The sequence below is a fragment of the Cobetia sp. BL01 genome, from assembly GCF_056493605.1.
In genome coordinates, this window is the sequence record NZ_JBVBEE010000003.1 from 97,033 (window position 1) to 123,677 (window position 26,645).

Annotated in this window: 21 protein-coding genes; 4 read left to right on the forward strand and 17 right to left on the reverse strand. The window is 63.2% G+C overall.

Annotated features, from left to right (window positions below):
• Window positions 1-6: 6 nt before the first annotated feature.
• Together ACZYGA_RS06780 and ACZYGA_RS06785 are read right to left on the reverse strand one after the other, a co-directional pair.
• Window positions 7-2,817 carry an ATP-dependent DNA helicase gene (locus ACZYGA_RS06780; protein WP_479398686.1) on the reverse strand — a complete coding sequence of 937 codons (2,811 nt, stop codon included), beginning with the start codon at window positions 2,815-2,817 and terminating at the stop codon, window positions 7-9.
• On the reverse strand, window positions 2,814-4,652 hold the full coding sequence (locus tag ACZYGA_RS06785; RefSeq protein WP_479398688.1) for a VRR-NUC domain-containing protein: 1,839 nt from the start codon (window positions 4,650-4,652) through the stop codon (window positions 2,814-2,816). Before ACZYGA_RS06785 ends, ACZYGA_RS06780 begins: the two co-directional genes overlap by 4 nt.
• 291 nt (window positions 4,653-4,943) lie before the next feature.
• Between ACZYGA_RS06785 and ACZYGA_RS06790 the strand changes: the two genes are divergently transcribed.
• The gene (locus ACZYGA_RS06790) at window positions 4,944-5,666 is read left to right on the forward strand and encodes a DUF3581 family protein (RefSeq protein ID WP_077376644.1); all 723 of its coding nucleotides are present in this window, start codon (window positions 4,944-4,946) and stop codon (window positions 5,664-5,666) included.
• 190 nt (window positions 5,667-5,856) lie between these two features.
• On the opposite strand, the gene selD is transcribed toward ACZYGA_RS06790, so the two are convergent.
• On the reverse strand, window positions 5,857-8,256 hold the full coding sequence (selD, locus tag ACZYGA_RS06795) for a selenide, water dikinase SelD (RefSeq protein WP_417285905.1): 2,400 nt from the start codon (window positions 8,254-8,256) through the stop codon (window positions 5,857-5,859).
• Between the two features lie 70 nt (window positions 8,257-8,326).
• Here selD and ACZYGA_RS06800 point away from each other — a divergent pair, with 70 nt between their 5' ends.
• A complete protein-coding gene (locus tag ACZYGA_RS06800) occupies window positions 8,327-8,995 on the forward strand; it encodes an ACP phosphodiesterase (RefSeq protein ID WP_417285904.1) in 669 nt (222 codons plus the stop codon).
• Between the two features lie 97 nt (window positions 8,996-9,092).
• Here ACZYGA_RS06800 and ACZYGA_RS06805 read toward each other — a convergent pair whose 3' ends face one another.
• The 12 genes from ACZYGA_RS06805 to ACZYGA_RS06860 all read right to left on the reverse strand — a co-directional run bounded on the left by ACZYGA_RS06805 (window position 9,093) and on the right by ACZYGA_RS06860 (window position 22,358).
• A complete protein-coding gene (locus ACZYGA_RS06805; RefSeq protein WP_077376638.1) occupies window positions 9,093-9,887 on the reverse strand; it encodes a carbonic anhydrase in 795 nt (264 codons plus the stop codon).
• Between the two features lie 192 nt (window positions 9,888-10,079).
• Window positions 10,080-11,399 (reverse strand): molybdopterin molybdotransferase MoeA, encoded by a 1,320-nt coding sequence (locus tag ACZYGA_RS06810; protein ID WP_417285902.1) that lies wholly within the window; start codon window positions 11,397-11,399, stop codon window positions 10,080-10,082.
• The gene (gene moaB / locus ACZYGA_RS06815) at window positions 11,389-11,919 is read right to left on the reverse strand and encodes a molybdenum cofactor biosynthesis protein B (protein WP_176503274.1); all 531 of its coding nucleotides are present in this window, start codon (window positions 11,917-11,919) and stop codon (window positions 11,389-11,391) included. The genes ACZYGA_RS06810 and moaB overlap by 11 nt, the downstream gene beginning before the upstream one ends.
• Window positions 11,920-11,921: 2 nt before the next feature.
• The gene (locus ACZYGA_RS06820; RefSeq protein ID WP_077376629.1) at window positions 11,922-12,266 is read right to left on the reverse strand and encodes a DUF1244 domain-containing protein; all 345 of its coding nucleotides are present in this window, start codon (window positions 12,264-12,266) and stop codon (window positions 11,922-11,924) included.
• A gap of 222 nt (window positions 12,267-12,488) precedes the next feature.
• Window positions 12,489-13,535, reverse strand: a complete 1,047-nt coding sequence (locus ACZYGA_RS06825) for a formate dehydrogenase subunit gamma (RefSeq protein ID WP_077376626.1) — start codon at window positions 13,533-13,535, stop codon at window positions 12,489-12,491.
• 9 nt (window positions 13,536-13,544) lie between these two features.
• Window positions 13,545-14,204, reverse strand: coding sequence for a formate dehydrogenase FDH3 subunit beta (gene fdh3B / locus ACZYGA_RS06830; protein WP_084208727.1), 660 nt, complete (start codon window positions 14,202-14,204; stop codon window positions 13,545-13,547).
• 127 nt (window positions 14,205-14,331) lie between these two features.
• Window positions 14,332-17,178, reverse strand: coding sequence for a molybdopterin-dependent oxidoreductase (locus ACZYGA_RS06835; protein ID WP_479398689.1), 2,847 nt, complete (start codon window positions 17,176-17,178; stop codon window positions 14,332-14,334).
• Between the two features lie 279 nt (window positions 17,179-17,457).
• Window positions 17,458-17,688, reverse strand: coding sequence for a hypothetical protein (locus ACZYGA_RS06840; RefSeq protein ID WP_077376618.1), 231 nt, complete (start codon window positions 17,686-17,688; stop codon window positions 17,458-17,460).
• A 175-nt stretch (window positions 17,689-17,863) separates the two neighbouring features.
• Complete coding sequence (locus ACZYGA_RS06845; protein WP_479398690.1) at window positions 17,864-18,553, reverse strand: TorD/DmsD family molecular chaperone; 690 nt, start codon at window positions 18,551-18,553, stop codon at window positions 17,864-17,866.
• A gap of 28 nt (window positions 18,554-18,581) precedes the next feature.
• Window positions 18,582-20,483: a 4Fe-4S dicluster domain-containing protein gene (locus ACZYGA_RS06850; protein ID WP_479398692.1), complete on the reverse strand. Its 1,902-nt coding sequence runs from the start codon at window positions 20,481-20,483 to the stop codon at window positions 18,582-18,584.
• Between the two features lie 439 nt (window positions 20,484-20,922).
• Window positions 20,923-21,789, reverse strand: coding sequence for a DUF3306 domain-containing protein (locus tag ACZYGA_RS06855; RefSeq protein WP_404625478.1), 867 nt, complete (start codon window positions 21,787-21,789; stop codon window positions 20,923-20,925).
• Entirely contained in the window at window positions 21,786-22,358 is a 573-nt protein-coding gene (locus tag ACZYGA_RS06860) for a DUF3305 domain-containing protein (RefSeq protein WP_289863491.1), read from the reverse strand. Before ACZYGA_RS06860 ends, ACZYGA_RS06855 begins: the two co-directional genes overlap by 4 nt.
• A 334-nt stretch (window positions 22,359-22,692) precedes the next feature.
• Here ACZYGA_RS06860 and ACZYGA_RS06865 point away from each other — a divergent pair, with 334 nt between their 5' ends.
• Together ACZYGA_RS06865 and ACZYGA_RS06870 are read left to right on the forward strand one after the other, a co-directional pair.
• The gene (locus ACZYGA_RS06865; protein ID WP_404625479.1) at window positions 22,693-23,592 is read left to right on the forward strand and encodes a formate dehydrogenase accessory sulfurtransferase FdhD; all 900 of its coding nucleotides are present in this window, start codon (window positions 22,693-22,695) and stop codon (window positions 23,590-23,592) included.
• Window positions 23,589-24,530: a helix-turn-helix transcriptional regulator gene (locus ACZYGA_RS06870; RefSeq protein ID WP_254696481.1), complete on the forward strand. Its 942-nt coding sequence runs from the start codon at window positions 23,589-23,591 to the stop codon at window positions 24,528-24,530. The genes ACZYGA_RS06865 and ACZYGA_RS06870 overlap by 4 nt, the downstream gene beginning before the upstream one ends.
• A 146-nt stretch (window positions 24,531-24,676) precedes the next feature.
• On the opposite strand, the gene ACZYGA_RS06875 is transcribed toward ACZYGA_RS06870, so the two are convergent.
• Both ACZYGA_RS06875 and ACZYGA_RS06880 read right to left on the reverse strand, forming a co-directional pair.
• The gene (locus tag ACZYGA_RS06875) at window positions 24,677-25,309 is read right to left on the reverse strand and encodes a helix-turn-helix domain-containing protein (protein ID WP_077376603.1); all 633 of its coding nucleotides are present in this window, start codon (window positions 25,307-25,309) and stop codon (window positions 24,677-24,679) included.
• 164 nt (window positions 25,310-25,473) lie between these two features.
• Complete coding sequence (locus tag ACZYGA_RS06880; protein ID WP_479398693.1) at window positions 25,474-26,499, reverse strand: histone deacetylase family protein; 1,026 nt, start codon at window positions 26,497-26,499, stop codon at window positions 25,474-25,476.
• Window positions 26,500-26,645 lie beyond the last annotated feature (146 nt).

Sequence of the window (26,645 nt, forward strand, 5' to 3'; positions counted from 1 at the left end):
CTCGCGTCAGTCTGTCGGCGTCCACCAGCGCGGCAGCAGTCGTGCGACTTCCGGGCGCAGGAAGCGGTCATCGATCAGGTGGATCACGCCCTGATCCTGCTCGCTGCGAATCACGCGGCCTGCGGCTTGCACCACTCTGGTGAGTCCTGGGTACAGATAGGTGCAGTCGTCTGCCTTCAAGGGCTGGATGACAGGGGGCAGCGGACCTGCCTCATCGTCACGCTCCTCCTTGGCGCCGTCTGTCGAATGTCGTTCGACACGCCGCCTTGCATCGCTTTCCAGCCACTGCGCCAGACGTTGCTTGAGCGCTTCATTCTCCGGACTGAAGCCGGCAAGCCCCAGGGTGGCGATGAAGGCCCCGATCAGACGCGACCCCGGGAGATCGATCCCTTCGCCGAAGGCACCGCCCAGCACCGCGAAACCGATGCCCTGGCCGTCGGGGGTGAAGCGCTGAATGAAGGTGGTGCGCTCCGCTTCCGTCATGGCACGGGTCTGGCGCCATTGGGGAATCTCCGGCGTCAGCTGTTGCAGGGTGCTGGCGACCTGCTCGAGATAGGCGAAGCTCGAGAAGAATGCCAGATAGTTGCCCGGGCGCTGCTGGTATTGGCGTGCCATCAGCTCGGCGATGGGCCGGCAGGAGGCCTCGCGATCCCGCAGGCGGGTCGAGAGCCGATGGCGACTGACCTGCACCTGCGTCGCCCTGAACGGCGACTCGACACTCAACCAGACCGCATTGTCCGCCAGTCCCAGCAGGCGGTGATGATAGGCCGGCGGATTGAGCGTGGCCGAGAACAATAGGGTGGCGTGGCTGACGCGCAGACGGGGGGCCAGCCACGGCGCCGGGCTGACGCAGCGCAGTCGCGGCTGTATCTGGCGCACGCTGCGCCCTCGGGGCTTGCGAGGCCGGGCTGCTGCTTCTGCATCCGATGCTGCGCCGGAGCGTGAGCTTGAATCGCTGGTGAGCGTTGCCTGACGCGCCGGATTCATGGCGGCGAGTTCGACCTCGAACAGCGAGTGATCGCCAAAGCCTTCCGCGAGTCGCGTGAGCGTCAGCGCCGCGAAATAGGCCTCCATCATCTCGCCGTCAGGCTCCACGCGACGGCTGGCCGCGGTGGATGTCGGACTGGAGTCTGACGGGGTGGTGCTTGAGGCCAGGGTGGTGGTATCGCTTGCGATCAGGCCCAGCTGTTCGGGGGCTTGTGTGACCGTGGCTCGCGCTGCCTGTTGTCTGGCCGCAGGAGGGGTTGCGGCCTTGTCAGGCTCCGCCAACCAGTCACCCATCGCGCCCGTCCATTGCGTCAGCGCCTTGAGAAAGTCGCCGGGCAACGTCTCCAGCGCAAGACGTGCCTGTTGACTGCCGTCATCGGTGCTGCCGTTCCCGCTGCTTGGATTCCCTAAGCTGCCGTTTTCCGGCCCGAGCTGCTCCAGCGCTCGCCACTGCCGGGCCAGCGTGCGGGAGGCCGAGCGCAGCGGGGCCGGATGGCCCGTGCGACTCAATTGCTTGAGCAGGAAGTGGAACTGTCGGGCGTCGAGTTCGGTGCTGTACATGCCGCGGGCGCGTTCGATGAGGTTGTGGCTTTCATCGACGAGCACCACGGAGCGCCAGTCATTGGCCTGGGTCAGGGCGAACAGCAGCGCATGACTGTCGAAGTAGTGGTTGTGATCTCCGATGATCACATCCGCCCAGCGCGAGAGCTCCTGGGCGAGAAAGTAGGGGCAGATCTCATGGGCCAGGGCGTGTCGGCGTGTCGTCGCCAGCGTCAGTGGCTGGCAATCGGCAAGCGCGGCAGAGCGTGCCGCAGGCAGGCGATCATGGAAGCCGCGTGCCAGCGGGCAGGACTCACCATGACAGGCGAGAGTCGGGTGCTCACAGGTCTTGCTGCGCGCGCCGAGCTCCAGAATGCGCAGCGCTGCGGCAGGCGTGTCCGGTGATTCCGTGTGCTCGACTACCTCTGGCACCAGGGTGGTCAGCGCGTCCAGCGCCAGCGCGCGGCCCGGGGTGCGGGCGGTGAGGTAGAAGAGTCTGTCCGTGCCGTTTCTGGGCATTGCACGCAGCGCAGGATACAGCGTCGCCAGCGTCTTGCCGATGCCGGTCGGCGCCTCGGCCAGCAGCTCGCGTCCGGTCATCACCGCCTTGTAGGCATGCTCGGCCAGCTGGCGTTGACCGGGGCGCCAAGCAGGCCAGGGGAAGGCAAGCGTGCCAAGGGCGCTGTCACGGGCGTGGCGATGCGCCAGTTCATGGGCGGCGAACTCGCTGAAGCGTGCGGCCAGACGTGCAAGCTCCGCTTCCAGCGCCTCGCGGCTCCACCAGGCTTCCAGGCGTTGTTCATCCTGTGAAGCCCCGATGGAGTCACCGCCGGATTCCGCTTCATCCTTGGCAGCGCTGGCTGGTGCGTCCGCGGCGATATCCAGATACACCAGCGCCAGCGTGATGCCCTCGAGATCGCGACTGCGGCACATCAGGGCACCGTAGACACGCGCCTGGGCCCAGTGCAGGGCGCGGTGATTCGCGGGCTGACGGGACAGGTCACCACGGTGGGTCTTGATCTCCTCGAGACAGTTGCGCCTGGGATCATAGCCATCGGCGCGGCCGCGAATCTCGAGATTGTCGATGCAGCCGGAGAGTGATATCTCGCTTTCGTAGTCCTTGCCACGCCGACGCACGATGCGCTGATGGCCGCGAATGCCCTGTTGAGCGGTGGGCGAGGGCGTGAAGCGCAGGTCCAGATCGCCCTCGCGTGCGGCGAAGGCGCACAGCTCGCGTACCGCGATCCGATAGCGCTCGGGTGCGCTGCTTGAGGTGTCGGCGGTGATCATCGCGCAGTCGGTGCCTTGCGTGCCGGGGCCTCGTCCTCGACGGACGCATCAGAGGCGTTTACGGTCTGCCATTCGACCCGGCACTCCAGCGCCGGAATCGCATGGCGTGCGAACAGGGCCAGCCACTGGCGCTGATTGTCCTGCAGGCGGTCGGTGGGTGCCTTGACCTCGATCATCCGGTAACGCTCGCGGATGTTCTCGGGGAAGAACTGGATCAGGTCCGGCAGGCCAGCGCGATGCTCGCGGGGATTGGCCAGCAGGTGTCGGAAGCAGGCCTCCAGATGTGCCGGGGGGATGCAGTCCAGTGCGTGGGACAGCAGCTCCTCGCTCAACAGCGGCCAATGCACGAAGGGCGCTTGAATACCCTGTTTCTGCTGATGACGCTCACGAATCGTCTCTCGGTAGCGGCCATCGGACAGGCGCGCGAAGCAGTCCTCGAAAGCGGCCTGGCGACGGTTGACGAAGTCAGGGCGGTAGAGGTCCGCCGGACCGGTATGAAAGGCGTGGAAGAAGGCTCCCGGCAAGGGCGCGAACAGCACGTCCCAGCACAACAGGGTGAAGAGCGCGGGGAGCAGACCATTCTCGACGTAGAAGACCGGTGCCTCGGGCGTGGCCAGTGCATGCGCGGCCGCGCGCTCGACCCCATGGATGCCGGCGGCGGCCGAGGTGGCAAGGTCCGGCACCGTAAGGGTGATCTGTGGCGTGGCCGGCGCCTTGGCGCGTCTGGGCGCGGGCAAGCCAAGGCCACGGCACAGGCGAGGCAGGGCGCGCTCTAGTGCCAGCTGCTCATCCAGCGTGATGTCAGCACGCGCCAGACGCTCGCAGGCAAGTGCGTGGGCTGCGCTGATATCGCCGGAAAGCTCCAGCGCTCTCACTCGGCGCGGCATGGCACGCGGCGCGTAGGCGGAGTTCTCGAGGCAGGCGTACTGCAGTGCGGCTGCGTGATGCCAGCCCTGACGCTCAGCATCGCGCGCCAGCGAGAAACGCAGCCGGTCACGTCGCTGTGCCAGCCAGGCATTGGCGCGATTCGCCTCTGTCGCGTCGGCTTCTGACGATGTCACCTCGTCCAGGGCCGAGATGATGCGCTGCCAATGCGGCTCCAGTTCAGCATGCGCCGTCTCACGATTCAGACGCTCCCTGGCCGCCTGCCAGTCCTCACGCAGCTGCTCCAGGGCCAGATAACGATCCACCTCCCAGCGCTGGGTGAAGGCGCGCGAGTCTTGGGAAAGCGCGACCGCCTCGCAGCGCAGCAGGCCCAGTTCACTGAGCACGAAGTCCGACAGAGTCTGGCGCAGGTTGCCGAAGAACATCAGGCTCAGGCGTCGCGACAGCTCACCAAGCCCAACACTCAGCGTGTTGGCGGTGGGGTCATTTAGCCACTCGGGCAGTGACCGTGGCGTGGTATCTACCAGCAGCTCGCTGAGGGCATCCGGCATCCGGCGTTTGGGCGTGCTTCTTGGCAGCTCGGGGAAGGCGTCCTTCAAGCGCGGCAGTGTCACAAGTGACAGCATTTCCTCCAGGCTCAGGTCAGCGTTCAGGCGGCACAGCCCATCAGGCGTGGCACTGTCGGCGATCGGTGTGATCAGAGGCTGGCTTGCGGCCTCGATGTCACCGATTTCGGCATAATGCAGCTGCGTGCCCTCGAAATGATCGCCCTTGCGCATCAGCAGGCGGACCAGCAGGGCCCGTGAAGGCTCCGGCAGGCGCGTGATGGCGTCCACCGTGGCACGCTCCGCCTCTGTCAGCAGATCGGCGTGGCACTGGCAGACCCAATCGAGCAGGGTATCGAAGTTGGCCAGGTAGTAGCGCGGATTGTCGAGGGGAGCGGCTTGCATGGCGACCTGTCGAAGTGGCGGGCAGTGCAGCGGTTTGCCCGAAAGCATGGGGTTATATACAGTATATGGCCATCTGTCGGGCTGCAAACTCTTGCAAAGCCTGTCACGAGTCACCATCTGCCTGTCAGCAAGTGGTAAAATCCCGTGATCGACGTGTCATGGCAGCCTCATGGCACGTCTGCTGGACAGGCGTGAAAGCGTGTCATCCTTGATTCCTCCCCTCGGAGGCATTTCCGCGATGGTTCAGGACGGGCCATCGATCATCATTCAAGCAGGGCAGGAAGGCAGTCCATGTTTCTTGATCAGTTTCACCGGGTCGAAGATGGCCGCGTGCGGATCACCGCCGAGCAGGCCAGTCGCTTCGCCAAGCAGATGGCGGGGGATTACAACCCCATTCATGACCCGGATGCGCGACGCTTCTGTGTGCCCGGCGACCTGCTGTTCTCCCTGTTGCTGGCGAAATTCGGCCTTTCACAGTGCATGACCATCCGTTTCTGCGGCATGGTCGGCAATGATGTGCCCTTGATCTTCGAAGCGCTGGAAGAACCCGACGAGAATGGCGTGTCCCTGCTGGTGCGCGATGAAGCCGGCAAGGTCTATCTGACGGTCGAGCGCAGTGGTGATACCACCCATGACGAGGAAGTGGTCGCCAATTTCACTCGCCAGTATATCGCCTTCTCCGGGCGCAACTTCCCGCACTTCCTGCAGCCGCTGATGCTGGAGAAGGGCGTGATGTTCAATCCTGCCCGCCCGCTGGTGATCTATGACAGCATGGGCTTCTGTTTCGAACGGCTCGATATCGCCGATCTGCATCTCGATTTCGTGCGCTCCTCGCTTGAGGTCAACGGCAAGCGTGGTGACACCCTGCTCGAATTCGGCATCCATGATGGCGAGCAGTGCATCGGCAGTGGCTCCAAGAAGCTGGTCGTCAGTGGGCTGCGGGATTACTGTGCCGAGACGATGGATGCCTTCGTTGAGTCCTTCGAGGCGCTCAAGCGCGAAGCCGAAGCCTGAGCCGGTCGAACCGAGATGGCCGAACGGAGCCAGTCGAAGGTGAGATGGCCGAAGTGAGCTAGCCCTCGGGCTTGTGTGCTACAGAGATCAAGACGCCCGCCAGAGAGATCTGACGGGCGTCTTGTCGTGGGGGGCAAAAGACCGGCGGCAAGGGGGCGGCTGACGTCGTCGGTGAGTTGTCTCGCCGCGTTCAGCGCTTGATGCTGATCGGCGCCAGCGCATCACCCTGTGGCAGGATGCGCCCGATGATGGCGCTGGCGTGATAGCCGGCGGCCTTGAGCGCGGCCAGGCAGGACTCGGCCTCACCGGCCGGCACACTGGCCAGCAGGCCGCCGGCGGTCTGTGGATCGAACAGCAGCGGATAACGCGGATGATCGATGACGCTGGCCTGATCCTTCAGGGCCCGCTTGAGACGCAGGTTGGCCGGTTGCAGTGAGCTGACCACCCCGCGGGCGACGCAGTCCTCGGCGCCGTCCAGTATCGGCAGGGCGTCGATCTCGAGTTCGGCATCCACGCCGCTGGCGCGGGTCATCTCCACAAGGTGGCCGAGCAGGCCGAAGCCGGTGACATCGGTGGAGGCGCTCGCCTGATGGGCGCGCAGGATATTCGCTGCCTGCTGACTGGATTGCTGCATGCTGTCCAGTGCGGCGTCGATCCAGCGGCCTCGCGCTTCCAGGCGTGCGTGCGCTGCCAGCAGGGTGCCGGTGCCGATGGCCTTGGTGAGGATCAGCACCTCGCCTGGCTGCATGCCGCCCTTGCAGGTGACGCCGGCCAGACTCTCCTCCACCAAGCCATTGAGGGCGAAGCCCAGCGCCAGTTCCTGCCCCTCGCCGGTATGTCCGCCGACCAGTGTACAGCCTGCCTCGTTGAGCACCTCGGTGGCGCCTTGCATCAGCTCGCGCACCAGCGGTTCGACCTTGCGCTCGATCCCCTGCGGCACCGTGGCGACGGCGGTAGCGGTGTGGGGCGTCGCGCCCATGGCGTAGAGATCGCCCAGGGCGTGATTGGCGGCGATGCGCCCGAACAGGTAAGGGTCATCGATGAAGGCGCGGAAGAAGTCGACGCTGTGTACCAGTGCCTGACCCTCGGGCACTCGCACGATGGCGGCATCATCCGGGGCATGCAGCCCGACCAGCACGTCCGGGTTCTCTCGTGGGGCAAGGCTCTGCAGCGCTCGCGACAGCACGCTGGCACCGACCTTGGCGCCACAGCCGCCACAGCGCATTGCCAGTGCGGACAGGGCCTGATGCGCTTCCTGCTCATCCAGCTCGGCGGTCAGGCGCGGGTGGAGCCTGCCATCGCCGCCCTTGAGCGCCTGCCAGGCAGCGCTGATGCGCTGTTGCAATCCTGACAGGCCGCCGGTGTCCGCGGCGTCCTGCATGCTGGGCAGTTCATTGAAGCGTGCCATGAACTGGCGGTCGATATGGTCCTTCCAGCGCCACAGCCACGGACGCAGGCACGGCGACACCAGCCCAAGATTGCCGCGTGAGGCAATGGCATCACGATCCCCGGTGCTGATCAGGGCCAGCCAGCGGGACTGTGGAATATAGGGATGTAGTGACTCTCCGCGCACGGCGCGGCGCAGGTTGTCAGCCAGCGGCCGTGATTGGCGCACGGCGAATACGCCGGCCTTTTCACGCGGATGATTGACCTGATGCGCGATATCGCCCGCGGCGAAGATGGCATCATCCTCGAGCGTCTGCAGGGTATCGCGCACCTTGAGAAAGCCATCCTCATCCAGGCTCAGTCCTGTCTTCTCCAGCCAGCGTGCCCCCCCGGCGCGTGTCACCCAGATGGCCTCGTCGGCCGGATGGCGACTGCCGCTGGCACTGATCAGCTGGCGCTGGGACGACGCCCTGGAAGCGTCGACAGCGGTGATCTCCTCACCGAAATGCACCCGGATACCGCGTTCATGCAAGGTGGTGGCGAGTGCAGCGCTGACCTCAGGAGAATGCGTCGGCAACAGGCGCTGTCCGCGGGTGATCAGCGTCAGGTTCGGCGCGAGCGCAGCGGGCAACTCGGCGGCGAGGCGCTGCTGGATGGCCAGCAGCAGCTCGACCCCGCCGGCACCGCCGCCGACCAGCACGATGTCGAGAGGCCGCTCGGCGCTTCTGGCGCGCTCAAGCAGTCTCAGCCAGCGTTGCTGGAAGGTGCTGATCGGTTTGACCGCCACCACGGGGGCATCAGTCGCTTCGGGATCACCGATACCGTCGATGTGGGACAGGCGAGGCGTGGAGCCGATATTGATCGACAGCAGGTCATAGTCCACCGCCGGGCGCTCGGCGCAGATCACGCGGCGCTGGCCGCGGTCGATATCGATCACCTGATCCCGATAGAAGCGTGCGCCGGCGAACTGACACAGCCGACGCAGGTCGATATGCACATCATCAAAGGTGTAATGCCCCGCCACGTAACCGGGTAGCATGCCGGAGTAGGGCGTGTCGGTGTCGCGACAGATGACGGTGAGGCGTACGCCAGGCTCAGGCTGCATGGCGAAACGCATCAACACGCCAACATGGCTATGTCCCCCGCCGATCAGGACGATATCGCGCACGATGGGCGCCTTGGCAGGCATGGACGCAGATGGCATCAGAGGTCTCGATAGTCAGAAGAGGACGGGGATATTGAATAATGGGTAATGATATCAGGAGTCTAGCAACTTGAACTTTCTCGGTCATGCGCACCTGAGTCTGGCGGGCAGCGATAACTTCCTGTTTGGCAACCTGATTGCCGACGGCGTGCGCGGCAGTGATCTGAGCGGCTGGTCGCCTGAGATAGAAGCCGGCATCCGTTTCCATCGCCGCTGTGATGCGGTGATCGATGCCCATCCCGAGACTCGCTGGCTGTTGACTCAGGTACCGCCCGCGTCACGTCGTGTGGCCGGCATCGCCTTTGACATGATGTGGGATCACCTGCTGGCTGGTGAGATGCACGATGACGATATCGAGCGCCTCTATCGCCTGTTGGCGCGTGAGGAGGTGCCGTCACGCCTGACGAGCCTCATCGAGTGGATTCAGGTGCGCGATGCGCTCAGGCGCTATCAGGAGCTGGAGTTCACGCTCTCGACCATTGCCAGCATCGGCGAGCGCATGACGGCCAGACGCCGGTTACGCCAGACAAGTGATCCTCGCCAGCAAAGTGATTCACGAAGGCAAAGTGATACGCGAAGCGGAAGGCGTACGCACAAGATGGGGGATCTGGAAGCAGGCGCCAATCCGCTGGCGGACATGACGCCGTGGCTGGCGGATAACCGCGCGATGCTTGAGGACAGCTTCGCGCGGTTGTGGCCGGACATGCTGGCATTGCGCCAGACGATTTTTCATAAGTGACAGTATATGGCCAGGTGGGTATGCAAGCGCATATCAGTGACGTATAGCTGGTAGGCGAGTTGCTTGGTTGCCAACTAGGTTTGCTTGCCTGTGCTGATCAGCGTTGGAGAGGGCGAGAATTCTTCCCTCCTTGCCACTCCAGGTAGGCATCGATCTGTGACCGAGAGGCTTCGATCGGTGATTTCATCACAAACCAGGTAACGGGTTCTGAACATGGCGGAGTGGTCAGCGAGCCGGAGTATTGCCAGCCAGCATGCTCGCGTGGCAGTAGCAGGTTGGCCGACAGTCCGCTTGTCAGAGTCTCGGAGAGTCCTCGCTGTGGAAGACGGCTCAACAGACGGCTGAGCGCCAGGTTGTCATGTCCTTCCTCGACCAACACGGCCAGCACTGCCAACTTGCCTTCTGGAGTGGTGTGCACCAAATGGATTTCCATGGCAGCGCGCTTGCCATCGATCGCGTGTTCCGAGGGCACATGCAGATGCACCTGTGACAGAGTGTAGGGGGTGCCATCCAGTGTCATCGTGTTTCCGCTGGCCCCTTCGATCTGCAAGGTGTGCCCCGTGTCCCGAGTGACGAGCAGCGGCGAGTGGTAGTCGAGCTTCGGCCCTGTTTCCTCCAGAGGGCGTGACTGACTGTCGATGTCGATCGGTGATTGCCGGGCACCACTGGCGCATTCCGCGTAGCCGGGGGTGAGGTCTCCCCAGTGTTCCGGTCCATTGGCGCTGTCGCCCGACTCACTCGAGTAGCTCCATTCGGTGACGGATGTTCCCGGGGCTGGTGCCGTTTCATTGTCATTGGCCAAGGCCGGGAGGGATGACGAAGCGGTGGCAAGCAGCACAGCCATGGTGAGTGGGCGCAACAACGCACGAGGCGACGAGGAATTGGCTGGCATTGAGATGTCCTTGCTCAAGAGTCCGGAACATTCCAGCGTTCTGGCCTGCGGTTGGCAGGCCAGAACGCTGACGAATAAAAGCAGTCAGTGTGCCGGACTCAGAGGGAAGGTCAAGATGACGCTGGAGGGTCACTCGGTTGTCGCATTCCAGCGTCAGAGGAGGTGGGGATGCCGGTCAGTAGCGGAAATCACTCAACTCTCCAGCCATAGACATTCCACACTGTCGCCGGGGCTTATCTGTGCGTGGGGAGGGATCACGGCCAATGCCTCAGCGCCGACGCATGAGGAGAGCACGGCTGAGTTCTGGTCCGGGAAGGCGTGAGCCTCAAGCTGGCCATCATCGGCTGGAGTCAGCGTGACACGCAGATGGTCCTGACGGATGGCGGTGTTGGCCGAGAAGGCGGAGCGTACCCGGAGGCTTCTCAGGGTCCGCAGTGCGTCACAGTCGAGCATCTCGCCCAGTATGGGGCGAAGAAACAGCCAGCCACCGACCCAGCTCGACACCGGGTTGCCAGGTAGCCCCACCACACGCACCGAGTCGCCTTGCGTGTTGAGGATGCGCCCCAGCGCCAGTGGCTTGCCCGGTTTGATGGCCAGGCGCCAGAGATCCAGGCTGCCGAGCGCCTCGATGGCAGGGCGGACGTGATCTTCCTCTCCGACGCTGACCCCGCCACAGGTGACGATCAAGTCGGCCTGTTCTGCCGCTGTCGCAAGAGCATCGCGAGTGGCCTCGAAGGTATCGGCCACATTGAGTGGCGCAAGCACCACGTCAGCCCCGAAGTCGCTGAGCATCTGGCTGAGCATCACGCGATTGGAGTTGTAGATCTGCCCCGGTTCGAGGGGCTGTCCCGGTTCGATCAGCTCATCGCCAGTTGCAAACAGAGCCACTCGTACCTTGCGCCGCACCGAGACCCTGCTCAATCCTTGACCACAGAGCAGGCCCAGCATCGCGGCATCCAGTCGAGTGCCAGCGGCGATCAGCCGAGTGCCACGAGTGACGTCGCGTCCCTGTCGGCGGATATTGTCGCCGGGAATCCGTGGGCCGGGCAGCCAGGCTTCCGTGGTGCCATCTTCGTTCTCACGCAGTGTCACTTCTTCCTGCATGACCACAACGTCGGCGCCTTCGGGGATTTCCGCCCCGGTGAACAGCCGTGCACAACTTGCCGAGGCGAGTGGCGAGGTGGGCTGGCCTGCCGCGATGCGCTGGCTGGTTGGTAGCCAGGCGCCATCACCGATATCCGCCACTCTTGCACAGTAGCCATCCATCTGTGAGTTGTCGGCAGGAGGAACGTCCAGTTCGGCGTAGACGTCTTCAGCGAGGACACGCCCCGCGGCCTTGCTGACAGAGACTTGCTCTACCGGCATTACCGGACAGCATTCGCGCAATGCGGATAAGGCACTGGAAAGAGGGGCCAGGCCCTTGGCGCCAACCGGCACGCTATCGCAGCCGCAGGCGGTCGTTGCCTGACCCGTCCGGGATGCCTCTTGTGCAGAAGAGGAGTCAGTGGGCATGGGTTCCGCGCTCCGGGATCACCAGATTGGCGAAGTTGCAGGGACGGTGACGGCTGTCGAGCTGCTCCTTGAGGATGCCGTTCCAGGCTGTCCTGCAGGCCCCGGTGGAGCCGGGCAGGCAGAACACCACGGTACGGTTGGCCAGCCCTCCAAGACAGCGGCTCTGGATCGTGGAGCTGCCGATTTCCTGATGGGAAAGCTGACGGAACAGCTCGCCGAAGCCCTGGATTTCCTTGTCGAGCAGCACGCGGATGGCTTCCGGTGTGGAATCACGTCCGGTGAAGCCTGTGCCGCCGGTGGTCAGGATGACCTGCACGGCCGGGTCCGCGATCCACTCGCTGACCACGGCGCGCAACTGATAGATGTCATCGGGGACGATACGTTTTTCATGCAGGGTATGGCCGGCTGCCGTCAGGCTCTCGACCAGGGCGTCACCGGAGCGATCAGTGTCCTCGGTGCGCGTGTCGGAGACGGTCAATACCGCGATGGTGAGGCCGATCTGTTCGTCATTGCCGCTCATGATCAGTCCTTCTTGCCTTGTTGACGAGCCTCGAGCGCTGCGAGTTGCTCAGGGGTCGCCTTGGCCTGGTGATGTGTCTTCCACTCGGAATAGGGCATGCCGTAGACGTGCTCGCGCGCCGCGTCATAATCGAAGCTAACGCCGCGTTCCTCGCCGGCGGCCATCAGCCACTTGGACAGGCAGTTGCGGCAGAAGTCGGCGAGGATCATCAGATCGATGTTCTGGACATCCTTGTTGTCATCCAGGTGCTTGAGCAGACGGCGGAAAGCGGCCGCTTCCAGCTCGGTGCGGGTCTGCTCGTCCAGCTGGTTCAGGTCCTGGACGGTCTGGGGGGTCGGGTCGCTCATGGAAATCTCCTGAGAAGGCGCGGCATGGCGCAGGCCTTCATGGTAGAGGGGGCCTGGTGAGACCAGGCCAGATACCTGAAACTTTACGCAACTAATGCAGGGCTGTGAACCGGTGCGAGAGGCCGGGCGACGGGCAGGGAGAGGCGATATCAATGCAAAACGCCCGGCAGGCGAACCTGACCGGGCGAATCATCACTCATCCAGCGGATGTCTGGCCTCGGACTAATTCGGGCGTTGCTGACGCGCCAGGCTGTCGTCAGGTGCCGTGGCGGGGTCTGATGCCGGGTCCGCCGCCTCGGCCTGCTTGACCTCGTCATACCACAGATTGTGGTGTTGCTTGGCCCAGGTTTCATCGACGTAACCGGTCTTCATGCCCTCGAAGGCACCTTCCGTGCCGGCGGTACCGATGTAGATGTGGCCGAAGGACACCGCGATCAGCATCAATGAGGCAACTCCGTGGAAGACATTGGCCCACTGCATGTTGTCACGGGTCTGACCGAATATCGGGAAGTCGAGCACCAGGCCGCTGGCAATCACCACCAGGCCGACTGTCGCCAGAATCCAGTACCAGGCCTTTTCCCCGCCATTGGCGAAGCCGGCATCCGGGTGCTTGCCCTTCATCATGCCGCCGCCCTGGCGGAACCATTCAAGGTCATGCTTCTTGGGAAGGTTGAGCTTCAGCCACTTGGCCAGCACCAGAATCAGCATGATCGAGAACAACGGCCCCACATAGTTGTGGATCACCTTGGTCGCCATGATCATGTTGGCCCAGAACACATCCCCGAAGACATTGCGGAACACGAACTTGCCCCACAACAGATTGATGCCGGTGATGGCCAACGTGAGGAACAGTGTGGCCAGTGTCCAGTGCATGGCACGTTCCAGTGCCGTCCAGCGCAGCATCAACTTGCCTGAGCGGGGGTGGTCCAGATCGTTGCGCCCCACCAGCAGATAGAAGATCGCCAGCACGGCCAGCATACCGCCCAGAGCGATCAGGCCACCCGGTGAGATCCAGCGGTTGCGGATCTGGCGCCAGGTCTCGCCGCTCTGGTTGATCAGGCTGTAGTTGGAGTCATGGCGACTGTCGATGGAATTTTCCCCATCTTTCACCTGACGCCAGGTGTCGGCATTCACCGTGCCGACCGCCTGACCGATCTCGCCGTCAGGATTCGCGGCCAGCGCCTGAGGGGCCAGCCAGAGGCTGGCCAGCATCAGACACAGGAACATGGCGACGACGGTCAACCGTGAAGCTGTGAAGTGCGCGCGCATGTCGCCTCCTTACCCCTTGCGGGCTGCGTCGTAGGCCAGGTGATCCGCCTGCTGAACGCTGCTGGTGGTCAGGTTGGCCGAGGTTTCCGGGTGGCTGGCCTTGTCGACCGGCGACCAGGCACCATCCTCGTGACCGCGATAGACCACGCGCTGACGGAAGATGTCGGAGACGGTCTCGGCGTCACCGGCCAGCAGGGCCTTGGTGGAGCACATCTCGGCACACAGCGGCAGCTTGCCTTCGCTGATGCGGTTGGCACCGTACTTCTCGAACTCTTCTTCCGGGCTCTCGGCCGGGCCGCCGGCACAGAAGGTGCACTTGTCCATCTTGCCGCGCTCGCCGAAGGCACCTTGCTGCGGGAACTGTGGTGCGCCGAACGGGCAGGCATACAGGCAGTACCCGCAACCGATGCAGATATCCTTGTCGTGCAGGACGATGCCGTCATCGGTCTTGTAGAAGCAGTCGGTGGGGCAGACCGCCATGCAGGGCGCGTCGTCACAGTGCATGCAGGCCACCGAGATGGAGACTTCGCTCGGCTTGCCGTCATCCAGGGTCACGACACGGCGACGCTGAATGCCCCATTCCGTCTCGTTGGCGTTCTTGCAGGCCGTCACGCAGCCATTGCACTCGATGCAGCGCTCTGCATCACACAGGAATTTCATCTGGGCCATCTTGCTTCTCCTTCACGGCCCGTCGTCGAGTGGCTCAGACGACAGGCCGGATATTTCTGATCATCGACATATGATTGGCTCGATGATTCGGCGTTTACGCGATCGACAGTCAGGGTCGGGACGCGCTTCAGGCGAGGCTGACTCGGCACAGCGTGACCTTGGTTTCCTGCATCAGGGTCACGGGGTCATAGCCATAGGTCGTCGCGGTGTTGGCGGACTCACCCAGCACGTAGGGCACCGTGCCTTCCGGGTAGCGTGACTCCAGGGACTCGCCCTCGTAGTGGCCCCCGAAGTGGAAGGGCATGAAGACCACGTCCGGCCCGACTCGCTCGGTGACCAGCGCCTTGACCTTCACGCGGCCGCCTTCGGCACCCTCGACCCATACCATGTCGCCATCCTTGATGCCCTGGTCATTGGCCAGCGCCGGATTGATCTCGACGAACATCTCCTGCTGCAGCTCGGCCAGCCACGGGATGGAGCGTGTCTCTTCGCCACCCCCTTCGTATTCCACCAGGCGGCCCGAGGTCAGGGTGATCGGGTATTTGGCGCTGACGTCCTTCTCCTGAATGGAGGCGTAGAGCGTCGGCAAGCGATAGATGGATTCGGAATCCGGCCAGGTCGGATAGTCCTTCACCAGGTCACGGCGCGCGGTATACAGCGGCTCGCGGTGCTTGGGGATCGGGTCCGGGAAGGTCCACACCAGGGCACGTGCCTTGGCGTTGCCGTACGGCATGCAGCCATGCTTGATGCACACGCGCTGGATGCCACCGGAAAGATCGGTCTTCCAGTTCTTGCCTTCCGCCGCCTGCTTTTCCTTGGCCGTCAGGTCGTCCCACCAGCCCAGCTGCTTGAGCAGCTTGTCGGTGAACTCCGGATAGCCATCCTCGATCTCGGCGCCCTTGGACCAGGAGCCCTCGGCCAGGATATTGGTGCCGTTGTGTTCCACGCCGTAACGGGCGCGGAAGTTGCCACCGCCTTCGGCCACCGTCTTGGAGGTGTCATACAGGATGGGCGAGCCCGGATGGCCCATCTCCGGCGTTCCCCAGCACGGCCATGGCAGACCGTAGAAGTCGCCATTTGCCGGACCACCCCGTGCCTTGAGTGTCTCGAAGTCGAAGGTATGCCAGTTCTTCTGATGTGCCTTCAGGCGCTCGGGACTCTGGGCGGTATAGCCAACGGTCCACATCCCGGCATTGAATTCGCGGGTGATGTCCTCGACCACCGGCACGCTGCCCTCGACCTTGATGTTGCGGAACAGCTCGTCGGCAAAGCCCAGCTTGCGGGACAGCAGGTACATGATCTCGTGATCCGGCTTGGAATCGAACATCGGTTCGATGACCTGATCACGCCACTGCAGGGAGCGACTGGAGTTGGTCACGCTGCCGGTGGTCTCGAACTGGGTCGCGGCCGGCAACAGGTAGACGCCATCGGTGCGGTCGTGCATGACGGCGGCGATGGTCGGGTAGGGGTCGACCACCACCATCATGTCCAGCTTGGCCATGGCCTTCTTCATCTCGGGTCCACGGGTCTGGGAGTTGACGGCATGCCCCCAGTAGAACATCGCCTTGAGCGCGGTGCGCTGGGAGATGCGATCCGGGTCCTCAAGCACGCCATCGACCCAGCGCGAGACGGTGATGCCGTTGGTGTGCATCGGCTTGCCGTCGTGGTATTCGGTCTGGTCGTAGCGGTTCTGGATCCAGTCGAAGTCGACGTTCCATACCTTGGCCCAATGCTTCCACGCCCCTTCGGAGAGGCCGTAGTAACCTGGCAGGGAGTGGGACATCAGGCCCAGATCCGTGGCGCCCTGAACGTTGTCGTGGCCCCGGAAGATGTTGGCGCCGCCACCGGACTTGCCGATGTTGCCCAGTGCCAGCTCCAGAATGCAGTAGGCGCGGGTATTGTTGTTGCCGGTGGTGTGCTGCGTGCCACCCATGCACCACACGACACTTCCCGGACGGTTCTGGGACAGTCGACGTGCGACGTCGAGCATGTCGGCTTCACCGACACCGGTGATGCGCTCGACCACGTCGGGCGGGAAGTTGGCGACTTCCGCGCGTACCTCGTCCATGCCGTAGACGCGCTGCTGGATGTAGGCCTCATCTTCCCAGCCGTTCTCGAAAATGTGCCACAGCAGGCCCCAGATGTAGGCAACATCGGTGCCCGGACGCAGACGAACGTACTTGTTGGCTTTTGCTGCCGTGCGGGTGAAGCGCGGATCGACGACGATGATCTCGGCGTTGGAGCGCTCCTTGGCCAGCAGGATGTGTTGCATCGCCACCGGATGGGCTTCGGAGGGGTTGGAGCCGATGAACAGGATCGAACGACAATTGTGCATGTCGTTGAACGAGTTGGTCATCGCGCCATAGCCCCAAGTGTTCGCGACGCCGGCGACGGTGGTGGAGTGGCAGATACGCGCCTGGTGATCGACATTGTTGGTGCCGAACAGCGCTGCGAACTTGCGCATCAGGTAGGCCTGTTCATTGCTGAACTTGGCCGAGCCCAGCCAGTAGATGCTGTCCGGGCCATGCTGCTCGGTCAGCTCCAGTACCTTGTTGCCGACTTCCTCGATGGCCTGCTCCCAGGACAGCTTCTTCCACTTGCCGCCTTCGAGCTTCATCGGATACTTCAGACGACGATCAGAGTGACCATGCTCACGCAGCGAGGCGCCCTTGGCACAATGCGCGCCGCGGTTGAAGGGGTGATCGAAGGCGGGTTCCTGCTTAGTCCAGACGCCTTCCTGGACTTCGGCATAGACGCCACAGCCCACGGAGCAGTGGGAACAGATCGTGCGCTTGGTCTCGACAGGTGCCTGAGAGACTTCCGTCTTGGCCTCGGCACGCTTCATCATCGGGGTGGCCATGAAGCTGGCCGCGGCAAGGCCGCCGGTCGCAACACCGCTGCGCTTCAGGAACTGGCGGCGGTTGATGCCGAGTCCCGTACTCTCCGTGCTGGAGGGGGTGGGGGTCAGTCGCATGACATCTTTCTCCTCATCACCCGATACACGACATGCACCGCTTGGGCGGGTCAGGTGGCCGTGTCGGGAGTGGCGGTTCTTCAGGTGGCTCTTCTGGCATTCGCCAGCGAGCCCCTGTGCCGTCTTGTCGCTGTCAATGGCGGCTGGAGTGAACTCCACGCTGCCCTTTGTGTCTCTGATCGGTCACGCCGTCAGGCGAGTCTGTACTCTCCCGGAGGATCTGGCAGTGGCGGCGTTGCCACTGGCAGATTCCCCTGTGGAGGCGTGACCGACAGAAGGTCAATCTCGCAGAGTGGCGTAGAACGCCTTCACGTGATCCGTCTCGCGATAGTTGTCGGTCACTCTGTCTGCTGTCTTGCCGTCCTGTGGCGCGGCCTGATCCGGGATGACGGCCCCGGCCAGCGTTCCAGCGGCTGCCGCCCCGACGGTGCTGGCTCCCAGTACCCTCAGGAACTTGCGGCGGCCCTGACGGGCCAGTTCCTGGCCTTGCGTGTTGTCATCAGTCTTCATGCTGATCTCCTGTCTGACATGTCATGTTCAAGGCGAACGTCGCTGAATCCGTTGTCGCTTGAAGGGTGTCTCACGGTCTTGCTTCAGGTCTTGCATCAGGGTCTTGCATCAGCCCCAGCACTGGCCATGGCGTGTGCCGGGGCTGTGGGTGCTGTCCGGCGCGTGTCTGTCGGTCTCACGATTGGGGAAGTTGTATGCCTTGCCAGCCAGTGGTGCCTTGGCTTGCGATGTCCGCCAATGAGGCTGTCGGTTGGGGAGCCTCTCCGAGATTGCGTCGTTCGGCTGCCAGAAATGCCTGGCCAAGATAGCCAACCGCGGCATAGAAAGGGCTCTTGCGACGCGCAAGGTCGGCACAGCAACGCTCACCCCAGTTCGCCAGATGCTGACGGAAGAAGTTGACCTGTTCGCCGGGCAGATCCTCGATCAGCATGGCCATGACCTCGCATAAAGCCCCCAGGTGGTCCTCCGGCTCGCGAACGTCGGCTTCGCGCTCGAAACCGAGGCGCTTGAGGTCATGGCGCAGTGCCACCAGCGGCATTTCCATCAATGAGCCGGTCAGGTACCAGCTGGCATACGGCACCACTTCGCCCTGCACGACCCCGACCAGAGCCTGGAAATACTCATCCTCCAGTCGTCGAGGGTCACTGACCCGCGCCGAGAGAGACAGCGAGGCCAGCGCCCTGGGCAGTTGCTGCTGATCCGCGCCGGGCATGGTGATGGCCTCAGGCTCCAGCGCCGCCAGGAAGTCGATGAGTGGCTGATCGGGCGCTGCCCGCAGCAGGCGAGCCAGCAGGCGGTAGAGATCGGCCCGCAGTGCCTGTTGCTCGGCACTGTGGCTGATCAACGATCCATCATCAGGTGTCATATCAGTGTCATCACTTGAAGGCATGGACTCAGACCTTGAGTTGAGCATCGGGATTGCGGGCCATTTCGTGCCAGATATCCTTCACGCGGCAATCGCTGCACATCTTGAGGCGCAGCGCACCGTCACCCTGGAAATAGGCGTGGGAGGCCAGCTTGGTCTGCATCGCCGTGATGGTGGCGGTGGAGCCGAATGGGGTGCCGCAGCTGATGCAGGGGAACGGCGTGTCCTGCTTGAGCAGGCGCGGTTCACGGCGCACCTCTGGTTGTGCGGAAAAGCCCGGCGTCAGAGTGATGACGCTCTCGGGGCATGACTGCTCGCACAGGCCACATTGCACGCAATCTCCCTCGGTGAAGGACAGTGCCGGAGAGGTGCGGTTGGCGGACAGTGCGCTGGTCGGGCAGACCGCGACACAGGCCTGACACAGGGTGCAGCCGTCGCTTTCGACCTGAATCGCGCCGAAGGGCGCACCGGCAGGTACCTCGACGGCGGTCTGCGCCAGGTCAGCGGCGGCCAGCGTGGCCAGGTGATCCAGTACACGATTCAGGCGCTCACGCTTGCCGGGTCGGGCATCCGGTTGACCCAACAGCCAGTCACGCGCGATCGGCAGGCCCGGCTGGCCGTCCTCTTCGCGATCGGCACCGGGCGCCAGCGCGATGCAGAGCGGACTGACGAGCGTCATGGGCGAGGCCGGCACGGCGGACTCGGTGATCAGCACGAGACGGGGGGAACCCTGGGTGTCCGTGGCCAGTTGCATGCTCTCCAGCAACGCATTGCACAGACGCTGTTCCTGCTCGAGTTGCTGGTGCTGACCGGCAGGCAGTGTCCGAGGCAGTTCGACGATGACCTGGGTGGCGCCCAGCGCCAGCGCGGCCAGCCACTCGTCGTGCCCGGTGGCGCTGATTTCATCCAGTGCGATGTCCAGGCAGCGTTCCTGATCCTCAGGTGCCAACGGCGAGTGACGGTCACTGGCAGACTCGAGGCGGTAGCGCAGTATCGGCTGCGTGCCCCCTGCATCCTGATAGCGTTCAAGCAGACGCTGGATCTGTTCGAGACGCTGTTCGAGTGGCGGCTGGGTAAAGCTCAGCGCGCCGGACGGGCAGGCATTCACGCAACTGGCGGCACCATGGCAGAGGTACGGGTCGATCTCGATATGCGCGTTGCGGCGTCCCGCCACGGAGAAGATGGCATCGGCGCTGCAGGAGGAAAGACAACGTGTACACCCGATGCTGCCCGCACTTGAATGGGCACAGATGTCGAGATTGACGTTGACGTAATTGGGCTTGTCGAAGCTGCCGACCAGACCGGCGAATTCTGTCGCCCAATGGGTCAGGTTCGTGATCTGATCGCCGCTCTCGACAAGACTGGCGTCGCTTGCGAGACGATCCAGCTCGCCCAGCACCGTATCCTCTGCACGCAGATAGCCCGGCGGCGGAAGTTCCGCCTGATTGAGGGGCTGGTGACCCAGATCGGCGATCAGGTCGAAGGTCTCGACCTGTCGGGTACCTGTGGACAACAGTGCGCGCGCCAGATTGACCCCGCCAGACAGCAGCGTGAAATGGCCAAGATGGCCGCTCAGCGAGAGCGCCTCGCGGGTGCTGGCATGGGAGGGCAGTGCTTCGCTCGTCGTGATATGCCGCTCGTCGAGGGATACCAGAGCGCTGTTGTCCTGCTCGCTGATCAGCAGAGACAGTGACAGGGAGTGAGTGTCGGGCAGTGCCAGCATCAGGCTGGACAGGGCACGCAGGCGCGCTTCGCTGCCGATCAGCAGTGTGCGGCCCTGGCTGCGATAGCGGATCGGGGCGCTGCCGGCATCACTGGCCAGCAGTGGCAGGCTGGAAGCGGGGGAGGCTCCGAGCACTGCCGCCAGGGCGCGTTGGCGTGCTTGCTGGTTGAGCGCGCGCTGGGCGTTCTCGAGACTTGAACTGAGCATCCTCATCCTTATTTCGGTCGTGGCGGCTCCGCCCCTGGCGCCTGTCAGGTGGCGCGGTGGACGGTTCCTGATCGCCGCTGATTCTCGAGGCTTGCGCCCGGTCAGCGGTCGAAGGTCATTCAAGGAAGTGCATGGGCTTCCAGCGACGTCTTGCGTCTGATGTCATCCGGATGATCCGCTTGGCGGCATCATTGCGACTGGCTTCAGCATAGTCAGGGACTGAAGGGCCAGCGATGAGCATCGGGCGTAGACGGTCAGGTATCGGAAGGCAGTGCCGTTCTCTTGCTAGACGATACCTGCCTCTGTTGAGCGGATTCTTGCAGGCAGTGCGCCTCTCGCATGGGAGTGGAAGTCATGTGAGAGGCAAGGGAATGACCCCGCATGCCGAAAACGGAGCTCGCGCTGGGTCATAATGTCTCAGTGCCTGAGGGTAGGCGTGTCATTCTGGTGGTTGGGGCGATCTGTGGGTGGGCCCATGTCCGTCAGCCGTGACGCCATCGGTCTGGTCCCATACGCCTTGCCGTGCATGCGTGTCATGCGCAAGGGCAGCATCAGTATCAGTGTGCTGGTCCTGCGCGTGCTCGCGATGGGTCTGTGGGCCGTGATCCGATGATGTCTCATCCAGTGAGTCGAGGCCTTGCTCATCCGTTGAGGGTGCAGCCTCCGGCGCCTCATCTTGAGGCTGATCTTCCGAGCCGTGGCTGGTGGCTACGCACTCAGCCTCGTCATCTTCCAGCTTCTCGAGTCCCTCTTCGACATCGCGGGTCCAACGTCTCAGTGTCTCGGCCACACCTGCGGCGAGCGGACGCATCTGGGAGAAATCCTGATCGTAATCGTCCAGGCCATCGCGCAGGGAGTGCTCGCCTCCCATGAAGATGCGACGCAGGGCGCGTTGTCGCAGCGCCGGGTCCACTCCTGCCTGCATGTAGGCACTGATATCCGCATCCGGCAGCAGGGTGTCGGGGTCTGGCAGCTCCACGACGGGAGGGGGCTCATCTGCCTCCTGTGCAAGGGCCTCGGCGTCGGTCGTCTCACTGCCGCCTTCAGCGGACGCTTCGCCATGCCGCTCACTGTGCAGAGCATGGCCCGGCTCGTCCGATGCCTCGCAGGCCTCTGTTTCCGTGGGTGCGGTCTCAGTGGGTGCGGTGTCATTGGCCGTGGAGGGCCGAGCGACCGTCGCCAGTCCAGCGGCGGCGGCATCGGGGGAGTCCGTGGTCGTCCGTGAGGCTTCGGCGCGCTGCTTGCGGCGTGACCAGCGGGACAACAGGCCTTGCGAGGTATTGTCGCGGTCGTCGGAGTGACTCATGGCCCTTCCTTGTTGGCAGCATCAGCGTCCGGGCGCACGGTGTCGGTCTGACTGGCGCGCCCCGCCCCCTTGCGCTTCTTCTTCTTGCCTTCGTCGATGCGCTCACCATGCCGGGCGAGATAGCCCTCCAGCCAGACCATCAGGGCAGGAGGCATCGGGGTATCCAGTACCAGCTGGTCGCCATCCAGCCAATGCGAGGCCACTTCCTGGCAGGCGGTGACGACCCTTGGCTGCATGCCATCCGCTTCACGCTCTTCACACAAGACGAACAGGCGCGGCTGTTCGCAACGCAGGTTGTAACGATAGTCGGTGCGCTCGGTGAGATGCAGCTGCAGGGGCAGAGTGCGTTGAGGCTCCGGTTGCGCCGCCTGTTCAGGCGTCCGGGGCGTGGTCTCGCCGTGATCCGCGGGCGCGATCCGGGAAATCACCCAGGTGTCGAGAGTGAAGCGGCCGAGAGTCTGCTGCGAGGGGGCCAGTGTCACGGTCAGCCAGCGAGTGTCGTCAGGTCGTGATGACTCGCGTGAGGCGTCGAGTGCCGTGTCCATCAACGGGTCGGGTGGCTGGGTCATGGCGTATCTCTTGAGGGCGTTCTGGAGGTTGTTCAGGGGGTGACCTGAGGCGAGGTCGGCGGCGTATCGGGTCCAAGGCGAGTCTGCATCAGCGTCGTGGCTCGTACGTTCACGAACATGCGACGCTCTACCGGTTTTAGCAAGAAGCGTGCCGCATGCGTCGAGAATTGCATGACGCGAGATCGCAATGGCTGCCGGATCAGGACAGCCTCTCGGCCTGACTGGTATTCTTTGAGCGCTGGGTGACGACGCATGCCGCAACCTGCATGGCAGGTTCGCCGTGTGGCGGCACCCTCCGGCATCAATTCGGCTCGAAGAGGGAGACCCCGACGCCATGAAAACCTCCATGCCTCCGGTCATCAGCAATGCTCGATTGCCCACCACGCTGGATATCGTCGTGATGGATGAGCGAGGCCAGCGCCAGACGCAGTCGATCGCCGCCGAGCGCGCGCTGACGATCTACCTCAACAAGCGTGAGATCGTCACTCTGATGACGCTGGGGGCCGAGCCTGAGGCGCTGGTGGCGGGCTATCTGCGCAATCAGGGCCTGTTGGGAGATATCGAAGACCTGGAGGCGCTGCAAGTGGACTGGGAGGTGGAAAGCGCCTCGGTGGTGACGCGCCATCTACCGGAGGATATCGAGCAGCGACTGAGCAAGCGTACCGTCACCACCGGCTGCGGCCAGGGAACCGTCTTTGGCAATCTGCTGGAGCGTCAGACGCTGGAGGCGCTTGATGATCGCCCCTTTCAGCAGAGTGTGCTGTATCAGCTGCTGGCATCTCTCGCGGCCCACAATGCCACCTACCGCAAGGCGGGGGCGGTACATGGCTGTGCGCTGTGTCGGGATGATGAGGTGCTGGCATTCATCGAGGATGTCGGTCGCCACAATGCCGTCGATACCCTGGCAGGCCTGAACTGGCTTTCACCTGTGCGCGAGGACGAGACGGATTACCGGGGTGCCAATATCTTCTATACCACGGGGCGTCTGACCTCGGAGATGGTGCTCAAGGTGGCGCAGGCGGGCATTTCGGTGCTGGTCTCACGCTCCGGGGTGACCCAGAAGGGCGTTGAGCTGGCCAGCCGCTTCGGGGTGCTGTTGATCGCACGTGCCAAGGGCAGCCACTTCCAGGTGGTGGACCCTGCCGGTCGGATGATACTGGACGCCACCCCTCCGCTGCGTGCCGGTGATCAACTTCGTGAAGCCGGCAAGTCTCGCTCTGGAGGCGAGCAATGAATCAGCCTGTTTCCGGGGATGCGACGATGCATGACAACCCCTTTCTGACGGTCCATGAGGTCGCACGACTGTTGCACCTCAATGAAAAGAAGATCTATCAGCTGGCCAGTGAGGGCACCATGCCGGCCACCAAGGTCACCGGCAAATGGCTTTTCCCGCGGCGCCTGGTCGAGCAATGGATTCTGGAGTCCAGCCATCATGGGGTGCTGGCGGATCGCTTGATGATCACCGGTAGCGATGACCCCTTGCTGGCAGCGCTGACGATGCGACTCAACCAGCAGCACGATGGCAGTGCCTTCTATGGCATGAGTGTCACCGGGACACGCCTGGGGCTGGATCTGTTGAGTCAGGGGCGAGCCGATGTCTGTGCCATCCACTGGGGGCGTGCCGAGGAAGCATCGCTTCGCCATCCGGCCTTGATCCGCGGGCACGATGGTTATCGTCAGTGGGTATTGGTCCGGCTGGCTCGGCGCACCCAGGGGCTGATCATTCGTCAGGAAGATCGCCACCTGCCGATCAATCCCGGCGGCCTGTTCGGGTCTCAACGGCGCTGGGTAGTGCGTCAGGAGGGGGCCGGTTCGCAGCGCTTCCTGCAGGAGTGGCTGTCCGGCCATCAGATGCGCCCGGAGCAGCTCAACACCCTCGCCATCGCCTACTCGGAGCGAGAGGTCGCATCACTCGTCGCGCGCGGGGAGGTGGATGTCGGGCCGGGGACGTTATCGGCCGCGAATGAATTCGGTCTCGGATTCGTGCCGGTCTGTGAAGAGGCCTTTGATCTGGTCGTGCCACGCAACGTCTATTTCCGCGACCTCTTCCAGGGCCTGCTGGACTATCTGTCCACGCCCAATGGCATCCAGCTGGCACAGTCGTTGGGAGGGTATGACCTGCGTGAATGTGGTCAGCTCATCTGGCGAGGCGACGCCGCCCAACATGACTGAGTCAAGATCACCCGCTAGCACCAGGCTAAACGGTGATGATGTGGGCGCTGCCTCTGCCTCGCCAGGCCATTGTTCTGGCGAGGTAAAGATCTTTCACGTCACATGCTCCTGCAGAACGGTTTAGCGTTGCGCCAGTGGGCGTATCATCAATCGGCGTCGTTGCGCGTGCAGACCGACAGCACTACGGCATCGTCTTCGCTGGTGGAAACCAGAGCATGGCCCATGTCGGAGTCGAAATAGATGCTGTCTCCATCCCCGAGAGGCAAGGGTTCATAGAACTCGGAATACAGCAGAATGCTGCCCTCTAGCACCATCAGGAATTCCTCGCCGTCGTGGCGCACCCAGTCGGGAAACTCCTCGAAACTGCGAGCGCGCACCCGGGTCTTGAAGGGAATCATGCGCTTCTGAGCCAGCTGCCAGGAAAGCAGCTCATGTTCATAGGTCGGGGTCGGGTGGCTCTTGCCTTCACCGAGGCGTGTCAGATCACGTCTGCCCAGCGTGCCGCTCTGTCGCTTGGGAGGGCTGAGCAGTTGAGGAAGGTCGATATTGAGACCATTGATCAACTTCTGGACGGCGGTGAAGGTGGGGGATATCTGTTCATTCTCGATCTTGGACAGCGTAGAGCGTGCAAGCCCGGTACGCTGGCTGACGTCCTCGAGGGTCCAATGATTGGCGAGACGGATCTGCTTGACCCTCTCTCCAAGCTTGAGGGGCTCAACGAAGGCCTTGCGGCCGGAAGCGATCCGGACCGCGGCATCCTTGTCAGTCGGTGTACTCATGGGAAGCTTCGCTGTGGTCGATGGCGGCGGGAGTTCACAAGTTTACTATTGGAAACTTTTTCGCCAGCTTATCACAGCAAGGAAATCACGGTGTAGCTGAGCAAGGCATCGACGATGCTCCTGGCGACAGGGGATGCGTCTCTTGAAGTCGCATGTCTGGTCACTCAGAACAGCGGATGATCACGCTCATCTGGCCTTGCATGAACTTTGGGTGACGCGTGCTTGGCTGGCGGCGAATGACGCAGGGATATCCCGTCCTCCATCGGCAGACCCGCCAGTGCCTTGACATGGGCCTCAGTGCTGCGTGCCAACGCTTCCAGGCAGTAGCCGCCTTCCAGTACCGAGACGACACGTCCCTGACAATGGCGCCTGGCCACGTCCATCGCAAGGCGCGTGATCCAGTAATAGTCGTCGTCCTCGAGACACAGTTCGGCCATCGGATCCTCACGATGCGCGTCGAAGCCTGCCGAGATCAGGATCAGCTCCGGCTTGAAATCATCAAGCTTCTTCAGCCATTGCGCTTCGATGGCATGGCGAAAGTCCAGCGAACCACAGCCTTCTGCCAGCGGGGTATTGTGAATGTGCTCCCAGCGGCTCTCGAGATAGCGCCAGGGGTACATGGCGTTCTGGAACGATGAGCAGACCAGCGTGTCGGGGTCATGCTTGAAGATATCTACCGTGCCGTTGCCCTGATGAACATCGAAATCGAGGATGGCGATGCGTCTGACACCGTACTGCTGGCGGGCATGCAGCGCGCCTACTGCCACGTTGTTGTAGAAGCAGAAGCCCATGGCATCCGCGCGTTCGGCATGATGGCCCGGTGGGCGCACGGCACAGAAGACGTTGTCTGCCTGATTGCGCATCACCTGGTCGACCCCGCGCACGACGGCCCCTGCCGCGAGACGTGCCGCCACCAGGCTGTCTGCACACATCACGGTGTCCTCGCTGAGCGCCAGCAGCTGACCTGCCTGGGGCGGGCACTTGTCGAGAGCCTGCAGGTGGCGCATCGGATGGACTCTTGCCAGCTGTTCCAGCGTGGCAGGGCGTGCATCGTATTGCTGGACATGCTGAATCACGCCGCTCAATGCCAGCTGACGCTGGATGGCCTGCAGGCGCAATGGGCTCTCGGGATGTGTCGGACCCATGAAATGATTGCCACAGTCGCTATGAGAGATATAAGAGGTGATCATCGGCATGTGCCTGTTTGGCTGGGCGCTAGACTGAGGATAGTTCGAAACCTCACAGTAAGATTCACTGGTAGGCACGGATAGTGGCGGATGGTCTACCTTCTCCAGCACCTGCCGGCTGCTGTTCAGGCACTCACTTTCGCGGCATG

Coding starts and splice junctions, on each gene's coding strand:
- ACZYGA_RS06780 (WP_479398686.1), bottom strand. CDS start 2,817: ATGATCACCGCCGACACCTCAAGCAGCGCACCCGAGCGCTATCGGATC.
- ACZYGA_RS06785 (WP_479398688.1), bottom strand. CDS start 4,652: ATGCAAGCCGCTCCCCTCGACAATCCGCGCTACTACCTGGCCAACTTC.
- ACZYGA_RS06790 (WP_077376644.1), top strand. CDS start 4,944: ATGTTTCTTGATCAGTTTCACCGGGTCGAAGATGGCCGCGTGCGGATC.
- selD (WP_417285905.1), bottom strand. CDS start 8,256: ATGCCATCTGCGTCCATGCCTGCCAAGGCGCCCATCGTGCGCGATATC.
- ACZYGA_RS06805 (WP_077376638.1), bottom strand. CDS start 9,887: ATGCCAGCCAATTCCTCGTCGCCTCGTGCGTTGTTGCGCCCACTCACC.
- ACZYGA_RS06810 (WP_417285902.1), bottom strand. CDS start 11,399: ATGCCCACTGACTCCTCTTCTGCACAAGAGGCATCCCGGACGGGTCAG.
- moaB (WP_176503274.1), bottom strand. CDS start 11,919: ATGAGCGGCAATGACGAACAGATCGGCCTCACCATCGCGGTATTGACC.
- ACZYGA_RS06820 (WP_077376629.1), bottom strand. CDS start 12,266: ATGAGCGACCCGACCCCCCAGACCGTCCAGGACCTGAACCAGCTGGAC.
- ACZYGA_RS06825 (WP_077376626.1), bottom strand. CDS start 13,535: ATGCGCGCGCACTTCACAGCTTCACGGTTGACCGTCGTCGCCATGTTC.
- fdh3B (WP_084208727.1), bottom strand. CDS start 14,204: ATGGCCCAGATGAAATTCCTGTGTGATGCAGAGCGCTGCATCGAGTGC.
- ACZYGA_RS06835 (WP_479398689.1), bottom strand. CDS start 17,178: ATGCGACTGACCCCCACCCCCTCCAGCACGGAGAGTACGGGACTCGGC.
- ACZYGA_RS06840 (WP_077376618.1), bottom strand. CDS start 17,688: ATGAAGACTGATGACAACACGCAAGGCCAGGAACTGGCCCGTCAGGGC.
- ACZYGA_RS06845 (WP_479398690.1), bottom strand. CDS start 18,553: ATGACACCTGATGATGGATCGTTGATCAGCCACAGTGCCGAGCAACAG.
- ACZYGA_RS06850 (WP_479398692.1), bottom strand. CDS start 20,483: ATGCTCAGTTCAAGTCTCGAGAACGCCCAGCGCGCGCTCAACCAGCAA.
- ACZYGA_RS06855 (WP_404625478.1), bottom strand. CDS start 21,789: ATGAGTCACTCCGACGACCGCGACAATACCTCGCAAGGCCTGTTGTCC.
- ACZYGA_RS06860 (WP_289863491.1), bottom strand. CDS start 22,358: ATGACCCAGCCACCCGACCCGTTGATGGACACGGCACTCGACGCCTCA.
- ACZYGA_RS06865 (WP_404625479.1), top strand. CDS start 22,693: ATGAAAACCTCCATGCCTCCGGTCATCAGCAATGCTCGATTGCCCACC.
- ACZYGA_RS06870 (WP_254696481.1), top strand. CDS start 23,589: ATGAATCAGCCTGTTTCCGGGGATGCGACGATGCATGACAACCCCTTT.
- ACZYGA_RS06875 (WP_077376603.1), bottom strand. CDS start 25,309: ATGAGTACACCGACTGACAAGGATGCCGCGGTCCGGATCGCTTCCGGC.
- ACZYGA_RS06880 (WP_479398693.1), bottom strand. CDS start 26,499: ATGATCACCTCTTATATCTCTCATAGCGACTGTGGCAATCATTTCATG.